The organism is Citrifermentans bemidjiense Bem (genome assembly GCF_000020725.1).
Classification (GTDB): Bacteria; Desulfobacterota; Desulfuromonadia; order Geobacterales; family Geobacteraceae; genus Geomonas; species Geomonas bemidjiensis.
The window spans coordinates 2,577,384-2,595,345 of sequence record NC_011146.1 but is presented as its reverse complement, the minus strand read 5'-3'; the positions used below and the strand labels follow the sequence as shown (position 1 = coordinate 2,595,345).

Genomic DNA, 17,962 nt, shown 5'->3' with positions numbered 1-17,962 from the left:
CCTTACTGCCACGCAACCACAACCTCCGATACAGCAGGTGCGATTTCGTATGAACGACCAAGTAACCAGCGGCACTTTCACCGGCATGGTTGAAGCCGAACTCCCCTCCCTGGCCGCCATCTACCGACAGCTGCACGCTCAGCCCGAACTCTCGGGGCAGGAGGAGCAGACCTCGGCACTTGTCGCCGCCGAACTGCGCGCCTTGGGTTACACGGTGACGGAAGGGGTGGGAAGATACCGCAATTACGACTGGCCTGGCTACGGCGTCGTCGCCGTTCTTTCCAACGGCATCGGGCCCACCGTGCTGCTTCGGGCCGACATGGACGCGCTCCCGGTTCAGGAAAAGACCGGCCTTCCCTATGCCAGCCAGGTCAAGGGGACCTACCGCGACGGCAACGAGGTGCCGGTAATGCATGCCTGCGGGCACGATATCCATGTCACGGTCTTATTGGGCGTGGCGCGCCTTATGGCGCGGCTTAGGAGGAACTGGCAGGGATCCCTGGTTCTGGTCGCCCAACCCGGCGAAGAGGGGGGCGGCGGGGCAGACGCCATGTTGGATGACGGCGCCTACGGCTATTGCCCTAAGCCCGACTTTGCCCTGGCGCTGCACAGCACCCTGCACCTTAAGGCCGGCAGCGCCGGGTACGCCCCGGGGAACTTCATGGCGAGCTTGTGCGAGCTGGAGGTCGTAGTCCGCGGCGTCGGCTCCCATGGCTCGGCCCCCGAGTGCGGCAAGGACCCGGTCGTCATGGCCGCCCAACTGGTGCTCGCCCTGCAGACCGTCGTCAGCCGGGAGAAAAGCCCCAGAGAACCGGCAGTCTTAAGCGTCGGCTCCATTCACGGCGGCGCAGCCAGCAATGTGATACCGGACGAGGTCGTACTGCAACTCAGCGTCAGGACCTATGACGACGGCGTTCGCGACCGTATCGTCGAATCGGTGCGCCGGATGGCCGCCGGCGTGGCGCTGGTCGCCGGGGTGCCCGATGACCGGTCTCCGCTCGTGAAGGTGAAGGTCTCCCATCCGGCGATCTACAACGACCCGGAGTTGGCCGAACGGGTGGCGGCTTCGCTGCGCCTGGCCTTAGGCTCCGGCAACGTCTACCGCAGCGAACCGAAGATGGTGAGTGAGGATTTCGGCTCCTGGAGCCTGGAAGGGAAGATTCCCATCTGCATGTTCTGGCTGGGCGCAGCCGCCCCGGAAAGCTTCGAGGCGAGCCGGAAAAGCGGAATGCCGCTTCCTTCGCACCATTCTCCTCTGTTCGCCCCATTACCGGAGCCGACCATTCGGGCAGGTGTTGCCGGCCTTGCCACGGCGGCGCTGGATCTCTTCAAAACGACCTAAGAAAAAGAGGGGATAAGTCGATGACTTGTCCCCTCTTCGTTCCGATTCCTCTTTACCTTTTATCGAGTGTCTCTTTCCTCTCGCTGTCCCCCCCTCGGTTCCGCCCTTTCACCGCCGCCGCGACCGCCGCCTCTTCCAGCACCCTCTCCAGACTCGCGTTCAGGCCTTGAGGGGCGAGGCGTCTCGATCTCCCTTGGTGCATCCGGGGGTGCCGGCGCCGGAACGACCGACGGCCTGGCGGCCGGGGGTGGAGTACCCCTTCTCGGCGGTGTCTCCAGCACCCTCGCCGGCGGGGTCGCTGTGCTCGGCGCCGGGACGGTCGCGCGCGGGACCTCGGTGGTAGGCGCAACAGGCGGCCGGTTTATCTGCCTTAGTTGCTGGCGACGCTCCTTTTGCTCGGTGCCGGCTGGCTGCTGGCCTGGTGCCGCAGGCGCCTGTTGCACGGCCGGGGCCTTATGCTGCTCTATCCTCGAAGGGCGTTGCTGCTGGTTCTCGCCGGACGGCGCCGCCTCCATTCTTCCCGGGCGCTGCTGTGTCCGTCCCGGAGGTGCGCTTTCGGTCCTGCCGGGGCGCTGCTGTTCCACCCGGCCCGGAGTCGGCTGCGGTGTCTGCCCCTTGCGTTGCGGTTCAAACCGGCCCGGCCTGGGCTGGATTGCCTGCCCCGGGCGCCGCTGTTCGATCCTCGCACCCGGCGTAGCGGTTCCACGGCGCGTCTGCACGCGGGCGGGCTCGCTGCGTCCGCCTGTCCTGCCACGCCAGCGCAGCCCCTCGTCGCGCAGTTCGGTGCGATAGACCCGCGTGTCCCGCTGAACCACCCGGGTATTGACGGTTATGCTGGAGGCGCGCTGGTTGATGTAGATCCCGCGCCGGTCGTGGATGTGCGGGCGTGATCTGCTCACCCATCCGTTGCCGCGCCAGCCGTGGTAGTACACCCGGTGCTGTCGCCAGTCGCAGTCGCGGTTGAGCCAGGCCCCGATGGTGAATCCTACGCTGAAGGTGATGAAGGGGTAGGAGGGGGAGTAGGGCTCATAATAAACCACGTAGGGGTCGTACACCGGCAGGTAGACGTACTGCGGCCTGGCCGGAACGATCCTGATGATCCCTCCCTCGAAGATCACCGACTGCTGGGAGGTACTGTAGAGATTGCCGGCCGCCCGGGCGTCGTCGCGCAGCCTCTGGATAGCGTCCATGACCTCCTGGGGCTGTTCGATAAAGGCCTGCCCGAGCGACGCCGTCCAATCGAGGTTCTGATCCATCATGTAAAGGACCTGCGGGTAGTGGGCGATGGCCCTGACGCTTAAATCCCACCACTGGTAGTCGACCCGGCCGGGGCCGTAGCGCCTGACAAAGCGCGCCGCGTCGTCTATCTGGTCCACGAAGGTCGCAGCCGGCAGGATCTGCGCGATCAGCGGGTCGGGGTAGAGGGCGATGGGGGCCAGCAATTCGTCGAGTTCGTCCGGCATCAGGAGGTCCGCGCCCGGCTGATAATACTCCTGCTGATAGCTGTCAGCCCAGGCTGAAGTGCCTTGGTTCAAGATCAGTGGGACCATGAGCGCAAGCAAAAGAATAAGCAGTGACTTTTTCATTTAGAATCTCCTCGCCTGTCTTGCTGTTAAATGACTGTCCTAGTCTAGCAGACTGACTCTATTTGGGCAAAAAAAAGGGGCAAGGCTACTTATTGTGAAGTAGCTTGTCCCTTTTCTGTCTGGACGCGTGCAGCTATTGAAAGTCAGGCCGCCTGAATCTCCAGGATCTTCGCATGCAGCCCCTCCATGTTGAACGGCTTCTCGACGTAGTGCAGTCCTGGTTGAATGATGCCGTGGCTCGCAATGACGTCGGAAGAGTAACCGGTCATAAAGAGCACCTTGGTGTCGGGGCGCAGTGCGGCGATTCCCCGTGCCATCTCCAGTCCGTTCATCTCGGGCATGATGACGTCGGTCAGCACCAAGTCGATGAACGTGGTCAGATCCGCACAGATGGAAAGGGCGACTTGAGGCCCCTCGGCCTGGATGACGCGGTAGCCGATCTTTTCCAGCATCTGGGTCGCCATGGTCCGGAGCATGGGGTCGTCCTCTACGACCAAAATCGTGCCCGATCCTTTGGGCTGGTCGGGGCACGGTTTTGCTTCTTCCACGGGCTCGTCCTTCAGGCGCGGCAGGTAGATCCGGAACGAGGTTCCTTCTCCCGGCTCGCTGTCGACGTCGAGGAAACCGCCATTCTGGGTGACGATGCCGTAAACCGTGGCGAGCCCGAGTCCGGTTCCCTTGCCGACGTCCTTGGTGGTGAAGAAGGGCTCGAAGATCCTTTTGGTGAGTTCTCTGTCCATGCCGAAACCGGTATCCGCCACGGTGAGGCAGGCATACTCTCCCGGGCGCGCGTCGAGGCGGTAATCGCAGAATGCCTCGTCCACTGTAGCGTTCTCGGTGCTGATAGTCAGGCACCCCCCTTCGGGCATGGCGTCGCGGGCGTTGACCGCCAGGTTCATCAGGATCTGGTCCACCTGCGACGGGTCGATCTTCACGGTCCAAAGCGTAGTGGCAGGGATGAAGTTGAGCTTGATCTCCTCGCCGATCAGGCGGCTCAAGGTCTTTTCCGTCTCGATGCAGTGGATGTTCAGGTCGACCGCCCTAGGAGAGATGATCTCCTTACGAGAGAAGGCGAGCAGCTTTCTCACCATGTCGCGCGAGCGCTCGCCCGCCTTGACGACCTCCTGGAGGTAGAGCCAAAGCGAGCTGTTTTCCTCTACCTCTATCTGGCAGAGCTGGGCGTATCCCATGATCACGCTCAGCATGTTGTTGAAGTCATGGGCGACGCCGCCGGCCAACTGCCCGATGGACTCCATCTTCTGCGAGTGCCTGAGTTGCGCCTCGATCTTGCGGTGCTCGGTGATGTCGATCCCGAAACAGAGCGTCCCCAGCCGTTCGTCCTTTTCGATGATGGCGCTGTTGCGCCACGAGATGGTGCGTACCAGCCCTTCCTTGGTGACGATCTGATTCTCGAAGGCGCAGCGGTTCACGCTTTCGCCAACCATCCCCGGGATGGTGCACATCTTGTAGAAAGCTTCTGCCCCCATCACCGTCTCGAACCAGTTCTTTCCGATCAGCTCGTCGGTGTTGTACCCGGTCACCTCCTCGGCGGTGCGGTTCAGAAGGGTCACGTTCCCTTTCAGGTCGAGCCCCAGGATCATCACGCAGGCAGCCTGGATCAGGTTCTCGGTGTATTCCTTGGCGGCTTTGAGCTGTTCGACCGAATGCCTCCGCTCGGTGATGTTCTCCACCGAGAGCACCGTGCTGGCGATACGTCCTTCCTGGTATACCGGGGTCGCGCCGCAGGCGATGGCAATGGTGCTGCCGTCCTTTCTGAGCAGGTCGGTCTCGAACTTGACGATCTCGGCCTTGCCGCTCGACACCTGGCGCAGCTGCGCCAGGACCGTGTCGAACGATTGCGGGCAGAGCAGCCGGTCTATTTCCGAGCCGTACAGATCCTCGGGGCGGTAGCCGCTCATCTCGGTGCACCGGCCGTTAACCATGGCGATCTTGCCGTCCGGATTGAGAACGATCACCGCGTTGGCGCTGCTCTCCATGACTTTGGTAAGGAAATTGTACGAATCCTGCAGCTTACGGTTGGCGCGGTTGATGGCGCGGAAGGGGAGAAGTATGAATACCACCAGCCCGACGGAGAGACCGAAAACGGCCACCAGTGCGGTCTTCGTCAAGATAGGCCTGAGCGAGCGGCTGATTTTCATGCTGCCGGTGGTCTTCCCGGCGAAAAAGATGTCGTGCGACTTGGTGATCGTCGGTTGGGCAGGTGGCTTGCCCCTGGTGGCAAGCACCCGGCCGTCGGCGTCGAGGATCCTGCTGAAGTCCGGGTGTCCCGAATTCTGGTTCTGCGGAAGCATACCCCCCAGCCGGTGGGCCTGAGTATGCAGCGATCCGGGGGTGTCGTCGATCAACCCACCTACAATTCTGGCGTTGATCTCGGCTTCGGTCTCCAGGCTCCCTACCACATACTGGTAACTCACGACGAAGTACCCGGCAGGGAAAAAGAGCGCGACGAAGAAGGCCAGCAGCACCGTGCAGTTTGCGGTGAAATGGACTGCTTTATTTTCTGAGGCGGCCATTGGGTAACGCTCCTTGCATCAGCAAAGAAAGAATGGACTTTGGTGCGGAGGAAAACTGTTTCAACAGGTAGTGCCGGGCCATTGCAGGGCGAGACATTAACATCATTTTAAAGGAAAGAGAAGGGGATTTATTCGAAATCCTGCCGTCTAAATCTGAAGAGAGTTCTTCGTCTCCAAGCGCCTGACCAGTTTCAATACGACCCTCCAAGTAACATCGAAACCGTATACCCTATTACTGCCGTCTTGCCCCTGTTGCAGGGCAATATTGCGTTGACAGTGCTATGACCATCTTGTATATCTTGCGGTGTTACTTATGTGAGATTCGTGCTACGAGGGGGCTGGCTCCGCAAGGTGCCTGTCCCCCTTCAATTCGTCCTGATCGCCCTGCACAAAGGAGAAGGCAACATGCATATGGCGGACGCTTTGCTTTCCCCGGCGGTGGGAGGGATCATGTGGGCGGTCTCGGCAGGGACCATCGCCCTCGGTTCAGCCCAACTGCGCCGTGAGCATGACGACCGCCAGGCCCCCCTGATGGGAGTGTTGGGAGCCTTTCTTTTCGCCGCGCAGATGATCAACTTCTCCATACCGGGGACCGGTTCCAGCGGTCACTTGGGCGGCGGCCTGCTGCTGGCGGTCCTGCTCGGCCCTTCGGCCTCCTTCCTGACCATTGCCTCGGTGTTGGTGGTGCAGGCTCTATTCTTTGCCGACGGCGGCCTCTTAGCGCTTGGCTGCAACATCTTCAACCTGGGCGTCATCCCATCCTTTCTGGTCTACCCGTTCTTGTACCGCGCCCTCTCGAAGGGGGAGATGTCGAAGGGGGACAGGCACCTTGCGGAGCCAGTCCCCGGAGGCGCGCCCGGCAAATTGCGGGAGAACGCGGCCGTCATGATATCAGCGCTGGTGGCAATGCAGCTGGGCTCCTTGGCCGTCGTGCTGGAAACCGGTCTGTCGGGTATATCTTCGCTTCCCCTGGAGCGTTTCCTGTTGCTGATGCAACCCATACACCTCGCTATCGGAGCGGTCGAGGGGGCGGTGACAGTCGCCATTCTTTCCTTCGTGCGCAAGGCGCGCCCGGAACTGTTGCGGCGTGCTCCTGACAACGCCGGGCGCTCCCGCTTCGCAGTCTTGCTCGCCTTCCTCGTCATTGCCCTGGTCACCGGCGGCTTCCTTTCCCAATTGGCTTCCAAAAACCCGGACGGGCTGGAATGGTCGTTCGCCAAGGCGGGGGGCAAAGTCGCCGCTCCCGGGGCGGGTGAGGGTGTGCATGGTCTTCTCGCTCACCTGCAGGAGAAAAGCGCCTGGTTCCCCGATTACGCCGTAAAGCGTGCCGCGCCCCGCCCGCTGCCAAGCGGTGCCGGTGATCTGCCGGATGCCGCGAGCGCCGTTCCGGGAGTAGTCGGCACAATCCTCACCCTTGCCCTGGTCTGCGTTGCCGGGGCGTTGTTGAAGAGAGGAAAGGAAAGGGTGGAGACCCCCGATGCCTGAAGCCCACCTCCTTTGTGGACCGGTCCATGGCATCTATTAGTGCTGCGCTGCTGGATTTAAAGCGGCTGGATCAACTGGCCTCCGGTACCACTTTCCTGCACCGGCTCGATGCCCGCGCGAAGGTGCTCGCCACGCTGGTCTTTATCGTCTGCGTCGTCTCCTTCGACCGCTACCAGATCTCCCCACTCATCCCTTTTCTTATTTTTCCAGCGTTCCTGATCGCGGTGGGGGAACTCCCAACCCGGTACCTGTTGGGGAAGGTGGCGCTGGTGGCTCCCTTCGCCATCGCCGTAGGAATCTGCAACCCATATTTCGACCGCCAAGTGCTGCTGCAGCTAGGCGCTCTCCAGGTTACCGGCGGCTGGCTTTCCTTCGCCTCCATCGTGCTCCGTACCGGCCTCACCGTGGGCGCCGTCTTCGCGCTTACCGCCCTCACCGGTTTCCCTGCCATCTGCCGCGCTCTGCAGCGCCTCGGTATGCCCCGCCCCTTTGCCTTGCAGCTCATGTTTCTCTACCGCTACCTATTTGTCCTGGCAGAAGAAGGCAGACGCGCCGCCAAGGCCAGGGAACTCCGCTGCTTAGGCAGGAAGGGAAGCGGCCTGAAAAGCTACGCCTCGCTCCTCGGGCATCTTTTGCTGCGAACCTGGCAGCGGGCCGAGCGCATGCACATGGCGATGCTGGCGCGCGGATTCTCCGGAACCTTTCCCGAGCAGGTCAAGGCGCGCCTGCGCTTCGCCGACGTCGTATTCCTTTCCATATGGGTCTCGCTTTGCATCGTCTTGAGGCTCACCAACGTCACCCATTCCGTGGGCTCGTTCTTCACAGGATTACTGCCATGAGTCATCACATACTCGAAATAGATCGCCTGCGCCACGTCTATCCCGACGGCACCGAGGCCCTGCGCGACGTCTCCATCCGCATCGTACATGGGGAATCCGTCGCCGTCATAGGTGCGAACGGTGCAGGGAAGTCGACCCTGCTAGCCCACCTGAACGGGCACCTGCTCCCCACTTCCGGCGCCGTTCGGGTCGGGCATCTCCCCGTCGGTCGCGACACCCTGGCAGAGATCAGGCGCACCGTCGGTATGGTGTTCCACGACCCCGACGACCAGCTCTTCATGCCGACCGTGTATGAGGACGTCGCCTTTGGCCCGATGAACCTTGGCTTGAGCGGCGAGGATCTGGAGCGTTGCGTGAAGGATGCGCTGCGTCAGGTCGATGCGCTGCACCTGGCCGGCAAGCCTCCTTATCATTTGTCCGCCGGCGAGAAACGGAGGGTTGCCATCGCCACCGTTCTTTCCATGGCGCCGGACATACTGGTCATGGACGAACCCGGCAACGGACTCGACCCGTACGCCCGCCGGCAATTGATCAACCTCTTGAAGGATTTCAAGCACAGTAAGATTGTGACCAGCCACGACCTCGACCTGGTGCTGGATCTGTGCGAACGGACCGTAGTGCTAAGCGGTGGAGAAGTGAGGGCGGACGGGCCGACCAGGGAGATATTTCAGGACGAGGCGCTGCTGAAGGAGTGTCGCCTGGAAAAACCGCTTTCCATGCAAGGGTGCCCCATCTGCGGAGCATGAGGCAAGAGCTGACCTCTTCCTCCCTTGGAAACGGGTCGGTCAGATTTATCTCCCTCCCCTGGAAGGGGAGGGTTGGGGAGGGGTAGGTCTACGGCCAAGAAACGAAAAAAGGCCCCGGATTCCTCCGGGGCCTTCGATAAAGTTCTACGCTATGTGATTAAGCCCTGGAAACGTTAGCTGCCTGAAGCCCTTTCGGTCCCTTTACGATTTCGAAAGTCACGCTGTCGCCTTCGGTGAGGGATTTGAAGCCGTCGCCGTTGATAGCGGAGAAATGAACGAATACGTCCTCGCCATTTTCCTGCTCGAGAAAGCCAAAACCCTTGCTGTCGTTAAACCATTTCACAGTTCCGTTTACCATTTACTTACTTCTCCCATATTACTGCTGTGTTAGTGTTCCGGAAATCCACGGATGCGTAAACATATAGCATCTCCTGCACCATGTCAATCTTATAATTTGATTTCGATTAAAAAAATGTCTCATAAAGCGCCAGCCGGGCTGTCGCGTTGACAGGGCAGGTTCGCTGTAGTAGCGTGCAACGCTGCCTATGAGAGATTTTTTCCGCCAATCACAACGTACCGAAAGTGGTATCGCTGGAGTAGAGAATGAAGATTTGGATTGATGCAGATGCCTGTCCCCGAGTGGTAAAGGACATTGTGTTCCGCGCTTCAGAGCGTTTGAAAGTGCCGGTTTGTCTGGTAGCCAACACCGACCTTTCGCGCGCTCACACCTCGCTGATAACTTCCGTACGTGTCAAGGCAGGCTTTGACGTAGCCGACGACTACATAGCCGAGAATGCCGAGGCATGCGACCTCGTCATCACCGCCGACATTCCGCTTGCGGCCCGGGTGGTCGAGAAGGGAGGAGTTGCGCTTGATCCTCGCGGCGAGCTCTACACCGAAGAGAATGTCGGCGAGCGGCTTTCCTACCGTAATCTGATGGCCGAGTTGCGGACCGACGGGCTGCTGGTGGGGGGACCTGCCCAGTTGGGCCTCACCGACCGCAATCGTTTCGCCTCCGCCCTCGACCGACTGCTCACCAAGATGGTACGCGAGCACCGTTCCCAGTGATGCATGGATTCCCCAGAGCGTTCTGCGAATTACAGAGAGCGCTGCGTCAGTCATCTAGAGCGATATGTAATTTATCGAGAGGGACGTACGAGTCATCGAGAGCAAAATGATCGGCCTGGCCCAGCTTTATAAACCGGAGCCATCTTTTGGGGGACTCCGGTTTATTGTATCCGGATCGGTGTAGCCGTAAGCGTTTATTCTGTGAGCTCACTGTATTTTGACTGACACAAACTAGATTACCGTTGAACCACATGTGGTATGGACAGTTTCTCCGGCCCAAGGGAATTCCTTCAGCAAATTCATACGCCCACTCTCAGTTGTTTTTATATCCTCGCCCTGTCTTCTCTTTGGCGGACACTCCTCTCTGCCACTCCTCCCACCTTTTTCTGCCGTTTCCAATTCTGCTGGTGAAATTCCTTTTGTGTCGAGACCCGGGTCGTGTTAGTGTACGAAAATAAGCGGATGCTGTTAAATCAACGCTGATAGTGTGTGGGCGATATGACAGCTTGTTTTCAGGGGAAACTCCCGGAAGAAATCGAACTGGAGCAAAAACGCTCCGAGCTCGCATCGCTGCGCGCCCGGCACGCTGAGCTAGCGGCGGAGCTGCAGCAACTGCGCGAGGAGATAGCCGGTTTCGAGAAGAACTACCAGGCGACTCTTGGGCTGCGCATGTCGGAACTGGAACGACTGGAAGCGGAGATAGCACGCCTGAACGGCGGCGGCGCTTTGGACGATGCAGAGATCCAGGAGGAGTACCTGGACCGCGAAACCTACAGCCGCGGCAAAACCTTCAAATCGGATGCCGGCGCCGGATCGCGGGGCAGGGTCTGGAAGGCTGAAGAAGAGGACATCAAGGCGCTTTACCGGGAGGTCGCCAAGGCGATCCACCCGGACCTTGCCGGGGAGGGCGCCGGCAGCTTGAGGCACGAACTGATGTTGAAGGCGAACCAGGCGTACGCCGACGAAGATTCGCGCGCCTTGCGGGAGATACTGCGCAGTTGGAGAAGGCACCACCCGGAGCGGCAGCCAGAGTCGAACGACACCAAGGCGGAACTGGCGCGGGTGAAACGGGAGATAGCGGTGGAAGCGCAGGCGGTGCACGATCTGAGCGCCCAGGTGGAACAGCTTAGGTCGAGCTACGTCTGCCGCTTTAAACTGCGGGTCGACAATAGCCTGGCGGAGGGGAGCGATCTTTTCGCCGAGATGATCGCGGCCGCGGATATGAATGTCGTTAGGGCGCAGCGCAGGCTTGCCGCCTTGAGAAGCGAGAAGGCACGGGAGGCGGCGGGGCGCACCAGGGTGAGGAGAAGCATCCAATTCCCCGAAGGCCTTTCTTGTGGAACCTTATACATCCGGGATCTTGCTTCGGCGGACTTCAGCCAGTGGAAGAAGGCTGGGCCTGCGGTGGGTAGGGTGGAGGTGTACATCGACCAGGCGGTGCGCCTGGACGTGAAGGAGCAGGCGGAGCCGAGCCTCGAGCTTTTGCAGCAATTGAGTGCTGACGATCTGCAGGCGCTCTTCCTGTACGAGGTGACCGACGCGGACCTCGACAACATCGTTCACCTGAGCGGCCTGGAGGAGCTTTACCTCTGTGGGCGGGGGTTGACCGACGCGGCGCTTCTTTGCATCTCATCGCTCACCAACCTGAAAAGGATCTACTTGTACCAGACCGCCATCTCCGACCGTGGGCTCGTTTACCTCCAGGGGTTGCAGGGGTTGAAGGGGCTCACCAGCAGCGGCAACAGCATCACGGAAGAAGGGCTCGCCATATTCCAGAAAGCCATCCCCGGCGTCAAGACGGTCAGCTTCAAGTGGAGACGGTGAGGCGGTAAGTACAGATTGTGCAATCATAAAAAAAAGCCCGGAGATCCCGGGCTTTTTTTTATGCTAAAAGGCACTCACCACAGAGGGACACAGAGGTACACAGAGGAAAGACTAAATACGACCAAGGCGGATGAAAGGGATAAAAGCGAACGGCTTTTAGCTTTTTCTGGTTCCCTAGCTCCAGCTTGGGAACCCAATGCGGAGAAAAGCTCCAGCTTTGATCTATGTGAAGCTGGAGCTTCAGGCAGGCCTTGCGTTCCCAAGGTGGACCTTGGGAACGAGATAAAGAGGCTTTTGGGTTTACCACAAAAACCTCGGTGACCTCCGTGGACCTCCGTGGACCTCCGTGGACCTCCGTGACCTCTGCGTTCCGCCTTTCGGTTTTCCGCCTGCAGCTTATCTAAGGGAACTCTCCATGTCGGCGATCAGGTCCTCGGGGTCCTCTAACCCTACCGACAGACGCACCAGCGTGTCCTTGATTCCCCTGGCCTCGCGCTCGGCGGGGGGCATGGCGGCGTGCGACATCTTGGCGGGGTAGGAGAGGATGCTTTCCACCCCTCCCAGGCTCACGGCGAATGCGGACAATTTCACCCCTTCCAGTAGCTTCCTGGTCACTTCATAACTGGACAACTCGAAGGAAAGTACGGCGCCCGGGCCGGCGGACTGGGCGTTGTGGATCTCGTAGCCGGGATGCTCGGGAAGCCCGGGGTAGTAAATCTTCGCCACTTCCTTCTGCTCTTTGAGCCAGGAGACGATCACCTTGGCGCTTGCCTGGTGCTCTTCCATGCGCACCTTCAAGGTTTTCAGTCCGCGCAAAACCAGCCAGCAGTCCTGCGGCCCGAGGACGGCGCCGAAGGCGTTCTGGATGAAGCGGATCCTTTGGCCTACTGCCGGGTCCTTGGCGACGGCGAAGCCGCAGAGGACGTCGGAGTGGCCGTTCAGGAACTTGGTGCCGCTGTGGAGCACGATGTCGCACCCAAGTTCCAGCGGGCGCTGCAAGTACGGGGTCATGAAGGTGTTGTCGACGATGGTGAGGATCCCCTTCTCCTTGGCGAGCGCCGCGGCTCCCTTTAGGTCGGTGATCTTGATGAGCGGGTTGGAGGGGGTCTCCAGGTAGAGCGCCTTGGTCTCGGGCCTGATGGCGGCGGCGATAGCGGCCGTATCGGTCGCGTCGACGAAGGTGGCGTTCAACCCCCAACCCTTCAATACGGTGGTGAGGGCGCGGAAGGTCCCGCCGTAGACGTCTTCGCAGACAACCAGATGGTCGCCCGGCGCGAAGATGAGCAGGGTGGAGGAGATGGCTGCCATGCCGGAGGCGAAGGCAAGGCCGACGGCGCCTTTCTCAAGCCCGGCCACCGCCTCTTCGAGCGCCTCGCGGGTGGGGTTCCCCGAGCGGGAGTAGTCGTACCTGCCGAAGTGCTCCATGGAGCGCTGGGCAAAGGTGGAGCTCAGGTAGATGGGGTGGCTCAGGGAGCCGTGCTCCGGGTCAATCGGGGCTCCGCCGTGTATCAGTTCGGTCGCGAATTTCATTCCGGTTCTCCTCCTGCGAACGCCTGCGCCAGGTCGGCGATCAGGTCGTCCTTGTCTTCTATCCCCACCGAAAGGCGGAGCAGTAAATGGTTTATGCCGAGCCGCTTCAGCGTCTCCGGCTCGATGTCCGCGTGGGTCTGCACCGCGGGGAAGGTGATCAGGCTCTCGACGCCCCCCAGGCTCTCGGCGAAGGAGATCAGACGGGTCTTCATCAACAGCGTGTTGACCAGGTGCGGCTCAGTCACTTCGAAGGCGATCATGGCGCCGAAACCTTTGCCGCGCTGTTTCATCAGCTCGTGGCCGGGATGATCGGGAAGACCGGGGTAATGCACCTTCGCGACTTGCGGGTGGAGGGTCAACCACTGCGCTATGGCAAGGGCGTTTTCCTGCTGCCGGTCCATCCGGATGGTGAGGGTCTTGATCCCCCTGACGGTTAGCCAGGAATCCTGCGGGCCTAGGACGGCGCCGGCGCCGTTCTGGTGGAAGTAGACCTGCTCGGCAAGCGCCGGGTCCTTTACTGCCACCAGGCCGCAGACGGTGTCGTTGTGGCCGGCCAGGTACTTGCTCCCGGAATAGACGGTGATGTCGGCGCCAAGGTCCAGACAGCGCAAGAGATACGGAGTCAGGAAGGTGTTGTCCACGATGCAGAGCATGTCGCGCTCTTTGCAGAGTGCCGCAAGTTTCTCGACGTCGGCCACCTTCAAAAGCGGGTTGGTGAGGGACTCTACGAAGAGCGCGCGGGTGTTGGGCCGGATGGCCTGGCGCACCAGTTCGATGTCGCTCGTGTCGACGTAGCTGAAGCTGAGCCCGAACTGCTGGAACAGCTTCTCGAAAAGCCGGTAGCTCCCGCCGTAGAGGTCCTCGGTTACTATCAGGTGGTCCCCCTGCTTGAAGAGGAACATGAGGCTCGTGATGGCGGCCATCCCCGAGGCGTAGGCGAAGCCGCGGCACCCTCCCTCCAGGACGGCGAGCCCTTCCTCTAACGCCTGGCGCGTGGGGTTGCCCGACCTGCTGTAGTCGTAGCCGGTGCTCTGACCAAGACCGGGATGGCGGAAGGTGGCGGTCTGGTAGATGGGGACGGTCACCGCTCCGGTGCGGGTGTCGCGCTGCAGGCCTATCTGTGCTGCTTCGGTTGCGATCTTCATTTTTTCTTTGCCTCCAATAGGAAAAAGTCCCCTTCCGGGGTCGGAAGGGGACTTTTCTATAGTAGGTCCGCGCTTCCTTATCTTCCGAAGCGTCGCCGCTTCGCTGGATTTGGCACCTTCCCTTACGGGAGGTTGCCGCGACGTCGTAGGGCCAGTCCCTCGGTCGCTCGTGATAAGTTAGTGCTATTAAATTGTTTGTCCAGGAGCAGCCGCTCCTTTTCGATGTCCATATTAATACTGAATCGCTCCACTTCTGTCAACGGTAAACTTGACGCGTTGGATAGGTTTTTATTCGCCCATGACGTTGGCGGAGCAATCGCTGCAAACCGGGGAATGGGTGGATAGCAGCGTTATGGAATCTTTCGGTCACCAAGAGGATAACTTTAGGCAGCGGTTAACCCAGTCCTCGTGACTGTACCTCGTCGTTTGCAGTAAGTCGCAAGGTCGCTTTGGTAACTTCAGCTGTGCAATCATTGGCATCAAAAACAGTCCAACTGAGAGAAGATGATACTTTTAGTAATACCCTCATTGACAAAGCGGAATTACCTGCCAATACTATGTCAAGGCAGATAATGATCTATGGAGGGACAGTCAATGGCAACCTTGGTAGAGATCGCGGCTCAAATTGTAGCGTCACATGCGTCAAGCACTCCGATGACCTCAGATCAGCTGATATTCGAGATCGGTAAAGTTCATACCGCTCTCAAAAACCTTGAAGCAGGCGAGCCTGTAGAGGGATCTGAGGAAACTAAAACTTCTCTGACGGTAAAAGAGGCATTCAGAAAAGGCGAGGTAGTTTGCATGATCTGCGGCAAGGGCGGTTTCAAGACCCTGGCGAGACACTTGAACACCGCGCACGGCATGAAACCGGGCGAGTACAAGAAACAGTTCTCAATTCCCGGGAAACAACCGCTCGCCGCAAAGAATTATTCCGACGCCAGGCGCAAGATGGCGCTGGACCGCGGGCTCGCTGACAACCTCGCTAAGGCGCGCGGGGTGCGCATGGCCAACATCGAAGCGAAAAAAGTCGCTCCCGCCAAACCCGCCAAACCCGCCAAACCGGCCAAGCCGGCCAAGCCCGCAAAACCGGCGAAGGCCGCTAAGGCTCCCAGGGAAGCCGGCGCCAGGGCCGCCAAAGCCAAGACAGCCTGATCCATACAAATTCAGACTGAAAGAAAAGCCGTCCTCGAAAGGGGGCGGCTTTTTTATTTTCAGCATCCACAGCCAACCGGTTGCCAAAGCCGCCCGATCATGTGACAATGCTCAGTCGTGAAGATGCAGCAGATGAGAGCATTACGCCGTGTTGTACCTGCCTTGTACATTGTTGATTCCACCAGATAGTATCCCCAGTGACCGGTCGATTATCGATATAGGGAGCATCCCATGCAGACACTGGCTGATCTATTCCATAGCTTCCCCAAGCGCGGCGACAAGACAGCCCTGGTCAACCGCACCGGGGTCAGGCGGCTGCCGGTTTCCTACCGCGAGCTGTACGACCTTTCCCTCAAGATGGCTTCGCTTCTGGCCCGCAACGGGGTGGTCCCCGGCGACCGGGTGCTCCTCTGGGGGCCGAACTCCTCTTGGTGGGCGGTCGCCTACTGGGGGATCATCATGCGCGGCGCCGTCGCGGTACCGGTCGACTTTATGTCCGAGCGCGGGCGCGCCGACTCGATCCGGCAGTTGACCCAGGCCCGCATCGTGCTGCAGAGCCGGTTCAAACCGGAGAGGATCGACGAAGGGGAAATCCTCCTGCTGGAAGACCTGCAGTACCTGCTGGAGGGGGTGGAGCCGATCGCGGACACGGCCGCTCCTGCTCCCGATGACATGGCGCAGCTCATCTATACCTCCGGGACCACGGGTAATCCCAAGGGGGTGATCCTCACCCACAAGAACCTGGTGTCCAACATCAAGCAGATCAACCAGCAGGTCCCCATCATCACCCCTGAGTTCACCTTCCTGTCGCTTTTGCCGCTGTCGCACATGTTCGAACAGATGGGTGGCTTTTTCACGCCGCTTTACCAGGGGGCAGCCATCGTCTACCCCCGCACCCTGAAGCCCTCGGCCATCATGGAGGCGTTAGCGGAAGAGGACATCTACGTCATCATGTCGGTGCCGCGCCTGATGCAGCTTTTGAAGACGACCATCGAGCGCGAGCTGGCGGAAAAGGGGCTCTCCAAGGTGTTCGCCTCGCTCTCCGGCTTCGCGCAACGGCTTTCCAAGCCGCAGCGGGCCAAGCTCTTTTTCCCGGTGCAGCGAAAGTTCGGCAAGAACTTCACCGTCTTCGTCTCCGGGGGGGCGCCGCTCGACCCCGACGTCTTCCGCTTCTGGGATTCCATGGGGTTCACCGTGCTTGAGGGATATGGCCTGACCGAGTGCTCGCCCGTCCTTTGCGTCAATACCATGGAGCGGCAGCTGGCAGGTTCTGTGGGGCCGGCGCTGCCGGGGGTGGAGCTCAGGCTGGATGGGAAGGAAGTGGTGGTGCGCGGCGACAACGTCTTCTCCGGCTACTACCAAAACGAAGCGGCGACCCGGGCCGCGTTCAACGCCGAAGGGTGGTTCAGGACCGGCGACTTGGGGGAGATCGCCCCGGACGGTTGGCTCAGCATCAAGGGGCGCGAGAAGGAACTCATCGTCACCGGCGGCGGCGTGAACGTCTACCCGGACGAACTGGAGGCGGTGCTCAACAAGGTCCCGGGGGTGAAGGAGTCCTGCGTCATCGGGCTGGACAGGGGGGCGGGGGAGGAGGTGCACGCCGTACTGCTCTTGGACGAAAAGGCGCAAAGGCCCGAGGAGATACTGTCGCGGGCGAACGCGCAATTGGACGCCATGCATCAGATAACCGGCTACACGCTTTGGGACGAACCGGAATTCCCGAAGACCACGACGCTCAAGGTGAAGAAATTCCAGGTGAAGGAGCATGTGAAAAAGGGTGCCGCCACAGACGCCTCCGGGCCGGGAAGGGATCATCTCATCAACCTCGTGGCCAAGGTGACCGGGACCGGCGCTGCCGAAATCAAGGAAGAATCGTACCTCGTGGCCGACCTGGGGCTTACCTCGATTGGGCGGCTGGAACTGGTCAACTACCTGGAGCAGGAATACCGGATGGATATCGAGGACTCCCAGATCGGGCCGCAAACGCGGGTGTCGGACCTGCGCCGCATCATCTCCCGGCGCGAGAAGGCAGGGCACCGCGGCCATTACCGGTTCTGGACCAACACGCCTTTTGTCCGGGCGCTACGCATGACTGCCGACGCGCTTTTCAACTACCCTTTGTACCGCCTCTTCGCGACGCTTGAGGTGCGCGGCGCCGAGCGCCTGGAGAAAGTGCAGGGGCCGGTCCTCTTCATCTCCAACCACCTGGCGTATTTCGACCAGCCCTCGCTGATGTTTTCGCTTCCGAGAAGGATCCGCTACCGCACCGCAACAGCCGCCTACGAGGAGTTCTTCTTCGGCCCCGACCGCGGCCTGATCCGCCTCTGGAAGCTCTTTACCTACGAGTACGGCACGCTTTTACTAAACCTCTTCCCGTTGCCGCAGACCAGCGGTTTCAGCGGCGCGGTGCGCTTCATGGGGAGACTCGCGGACAATGGGTTCAACACCCTGATCTTCCCCGAAGGGGAGCACTCGCGCGACGCGAAGCTGCACGACTTCCAGGCGGGGCTAGGCGTCATCGTCAAGGAATTGGGCGTTCCAGTGGTGCCGGTCAAGATCGGCGGCACGGACAAGATCCTTCCTCCGGACCGGGTGGGGCTGCCGCGAAGAGGGCGGGTGACCGTGACCTTCGGGGAGCCGCTTAATTTTCGCTTCGAGGAGCCGGCCGAGATCGTCAAGAAAGCGCACGCGGCCGTGGCTGCGCTATAAAC

The 17,962-nt window shown here is 60.4% G+C and carries 13 protein-coding genes and 1 riboswitch; of the genes, 8 read left to right on the top strand and 5 right to left on the bottom strand.

Annotated elements, in window-relative coordinates; translation table 11 throughout:
• Positions 1-49: 49 nt before the first annotated feature.
• Complete coding sequence (locus tag GBEM_RS11160) at positions 50-1,342, top strand: amidohydrolase (RefSeq protein ID WP_012530661.1); 1,293 nt, start codon at positions 50-52, stop codon at positions 1,340-1,342.
• A 59-nt stretch (positions 1,343-1,401) separates the two neighbouring features.
• Here GBEM_RS11160 and GBEM_RS11155 read toward each other — a convergent pair whose 3' ends face one another.
• Together GBEM_RS11155 and GBEM_RS11150 are read right to left on the bottom strand one after the other, a co-directional pair.
• The gene (locus GBEM_RS11155; RefSeq protein WP_012530660.1) at positions 1,402-2,928 is read right to left on the bottom strand and encodes a DUF3300 domain-containing protein; all 1,527 of its coding nucleotides are present in this window, start codon (positions 2,926-2,928) and stop codon (positions 1,402-1,404) included.
• A gap of 143 nt (positions 2,929-3,071) precedes the next feature.
• Complete coding sequence (locus GBEM_RS11150; protein ID WP_012530659.1) at positions 3,072-5,462, bottom strand: PAS domain-containing hybrid sensor histidine kinase/response regulator; 2,391 nt, start codon at positions 5,460-5,462, stop codon at positions 3,072-3,074.
• Positions 5,463-5,867: 405 nt separating this feature from the next.
• Here GBEM_RS11150 and GBEM_RS11145 point away from each other — a divergent pair, with 405 nt between their 5' ends.
• The 3 genes from GBEM_RS11145 to GBEM_RS11135 are packed head-to-tail and all read left to right on the top strand — an operon-like array spanning position 5,868 to position 8,532.
• Complete coding sequence (locus GBEM_RS11145) at positions 5,868-6,947, top strand: energy-coupling factor ABC transporter permease (protein WP_012530658.1); 1,080 nt, start codon at positions 5,868-5,870, stop codon at positions 6,945-6,947.
• A 26-nt stretch (positions 6,948-6,973) separates the two neighbouring features.
• Positions 6,974-7,786, top strand: coding sequence for a cobalt ECF transporter T component CbiQ (gene cbiQ / locus GBEM_RS11140; RefSeq protein WP_012530657.1), 813 nt, complete (start codon positions 6,974-6,976; stop codon positions 7,784-7,786).
• Positions 7,783-8,532, top strand: coding sequence for an energy-coupling factor ABC transporter ATP-binding protein (locus GBEM_RS11135; protein WP_012530656.1), 750 nt, complete (start codon positions 7,783-7,785; stop codon positions 8,530-8,532). The genes cbiQ and GBEM_RS11135 overlap by 4 nt, the downstream gene beginning before the upstream one ends.
• Before the next feature lie 157 nt (positions 8,533-8,689).
• On the opposite strand, the gene GBEM_RS11130 is transcribed toward GBEM_RS11135, so the two are convergent.
• Entirely contained in the window at positions 8,690-8,890 is a 201-nt protein-coding gene (locus tag GBEM_RS11130; RefSeq protein WP_012530655.1) for a cold-shock protein, read from the bottom strand.
• 245 nt (positions 8,891-9,135) lie between these two features.
• Between GBEM_RS11130 and GBEM_RS11125 the strand changes: the two genes are divergently transcribed.
• Positions 9,136-9,600 (top strand): YaiI/YqxD family protein, encoded by a 465-nt coding sequence (locus tag GBEM_RS11125; RefSeq protein WP_012530654.1) that lies wholly within the window; start codon positions 9,136-9,138, stop codon positions 9,598-9,600.
• A gap of 498 nt (positions 9,601-10,098) precedes the next feature.
• Positions 10,099-11,424: a molecular chaperone DnaJ gene (locus GBEM_RS11120; RefSeq protein ID WP_012530653.1), complete on the top strand. Its 1,326-nt coding sequence runs from the start codon at positions 10,099-10,101 to the stop codon at positions 11,422-11,424.
• Between the two features lie 396 nt (positions 11,425-11,820).
• On the opposite strand, the gene GBEM_RS11115 is transcribed toward GBEM_RS11120, so the two are convergent.
• Positions 11,821-12,954 (bottom strand): trans-sulfuration enzyme family protein, encoded by a 1,134-nt coding sequence (locus GBEM_RS11115; RefSeq protein ID WP_012530652.1) that lies wholly within the window; start codon positions 12,952-12,954, stop codon positions 11,821-11,823.
• Positions 12,951-14,099, bottom strand: coding sequence for a trans-sulfuration enzyme family protein (locus GBEM_RS11110; RefSeq protein ID WP_012530651.1), 1,149 nt, complete (start codon positions 14,097-14,099; stop codon positions 12,951-12,953). The genes GBEM_RS11115 and GBEM_RS11110 overlap by 4 nt, the downstream gene beginning before the upstream one ends.
• A gap of 74 nt (positions 14,100-14,173) precedes the next feature.
• Positions 14,174-14,278: riboswitch (SAM riboswitch) on the bottom strand.
• A 415-nt stretch (positions 14,279-14,693) separates the two neighbouring features.
• Here GBEM_RS11110 and GBEM_RS11105 point away from each other — a divergent pair.
• Entirely contained in the window at positions 14,694-15,251 is a 558-nt protein-coding gene (locus GBEM_RS11105) for a MucR family transcriptional regulator (protein ID WP_012530650.1), read from the top strand.
• 231 nt (positions 15,252-15,482) lie between these two features.
• On the top strand, positions 15,483-17,960 hold the full coding sequence (locus GBEM_RS11100; RefSeq protein WP_012530649.1) for an AMP-binding protein: 2,478 nt from the start codon (positions 15,483-15,485) through the stop codon (positions 17,958-17,960).
• The last annotated feature ends 2 nt before the right edge of the window (positions 17,961-17,962 follow it).

Coding starts and splice junctions, on each gene's coding strand:
- GBEM_RS11160 (WP_012530661.1), top strand. CDS start 50: ATGAACGACCAAGTAACCAGCGGCACTTTCACCGGCATGGTTGAAGCC.
- GBEM_RS11155 (WP_012530660.1), bottom strand. CDS start 2,928: ATGAAAAAGTCACTGCTTATTCTTTTGCTTGCGCTCATGGTCCCACTG.
- GBEM_RS11150 (WP_012530659.1), bottom strand. CDS start 5,462: ATGGCCGCCTCAGAAAATAAAGCAGTCCATTTCACCGCAAACTGCACG.
- GBEM_RS11145 (WP_012530658.1), top strand. CDS start 5,868: ATGCATATGGCGGACGCTTTGCTTTCCCCGGCGGTGGGAGGGATCATG.
- cbiQ (WP_012530657.1), top strand. CDS start 6,974: ATGGCATCTATTAGTGCTGCGCTGCTGGATTTAAAGCGGCTGGATCAA.
- GBEM_RS11135 (WP_012530656.1), top strand. CDS start 7,783: ATGAGTCATCACATACTCGAAATAGATCGCCTGCGCCACGTCTATCCC.
- GBEM_RS11130 (WP_012530655.1), bottom strand. CDS start 8,890: ATGGTAAACGGAACTGTGAAATGGTTTAACGACAGCAAGGGTTTTGGC.
- GBEM_RS11125 (WP_012530654.1), top strand. CDS start 9,136: ATGAAGATTTGGATTGATGCAGATGCCTGTCCCCGAGTGGTAAAGGAC.
- GBEM_RS11120 (WP_012530653.1), top strand. CDS start 10,099: ATGACAGCTTGTTTTCAGGGGAAACTCCCGGAAGAAATCGAACTGGAG.
- GBEM_RS11115 (WP_012530652.1), bottom strand. CDS start 12,954: ATGAAATTCGCGACCGAACTGATACACGGCGGAGCCCCGATTGACCCG.
- GBEM_RS11110 (WP_012530651.1), bottom strand. CDS start 14,099: ATGAAGATCGCAACCGAAGCAGCACAGATAGGCCTGCAGCGCGACACC.
- GBEM_RS11105 (WP_012530650.1), top strand. CDS start 14,694: ATGGCAACCTTGGTAGAGATCGCGGCTCAAATTGTAGCGTCACATGCG.
- GBEM_RS11100 (WP_012530649.1), top strand. CDS start 15,483: ATGCAGACACTGGCTGATCTATTCCATAGCTTCCCCAAGCGCGGCGAC.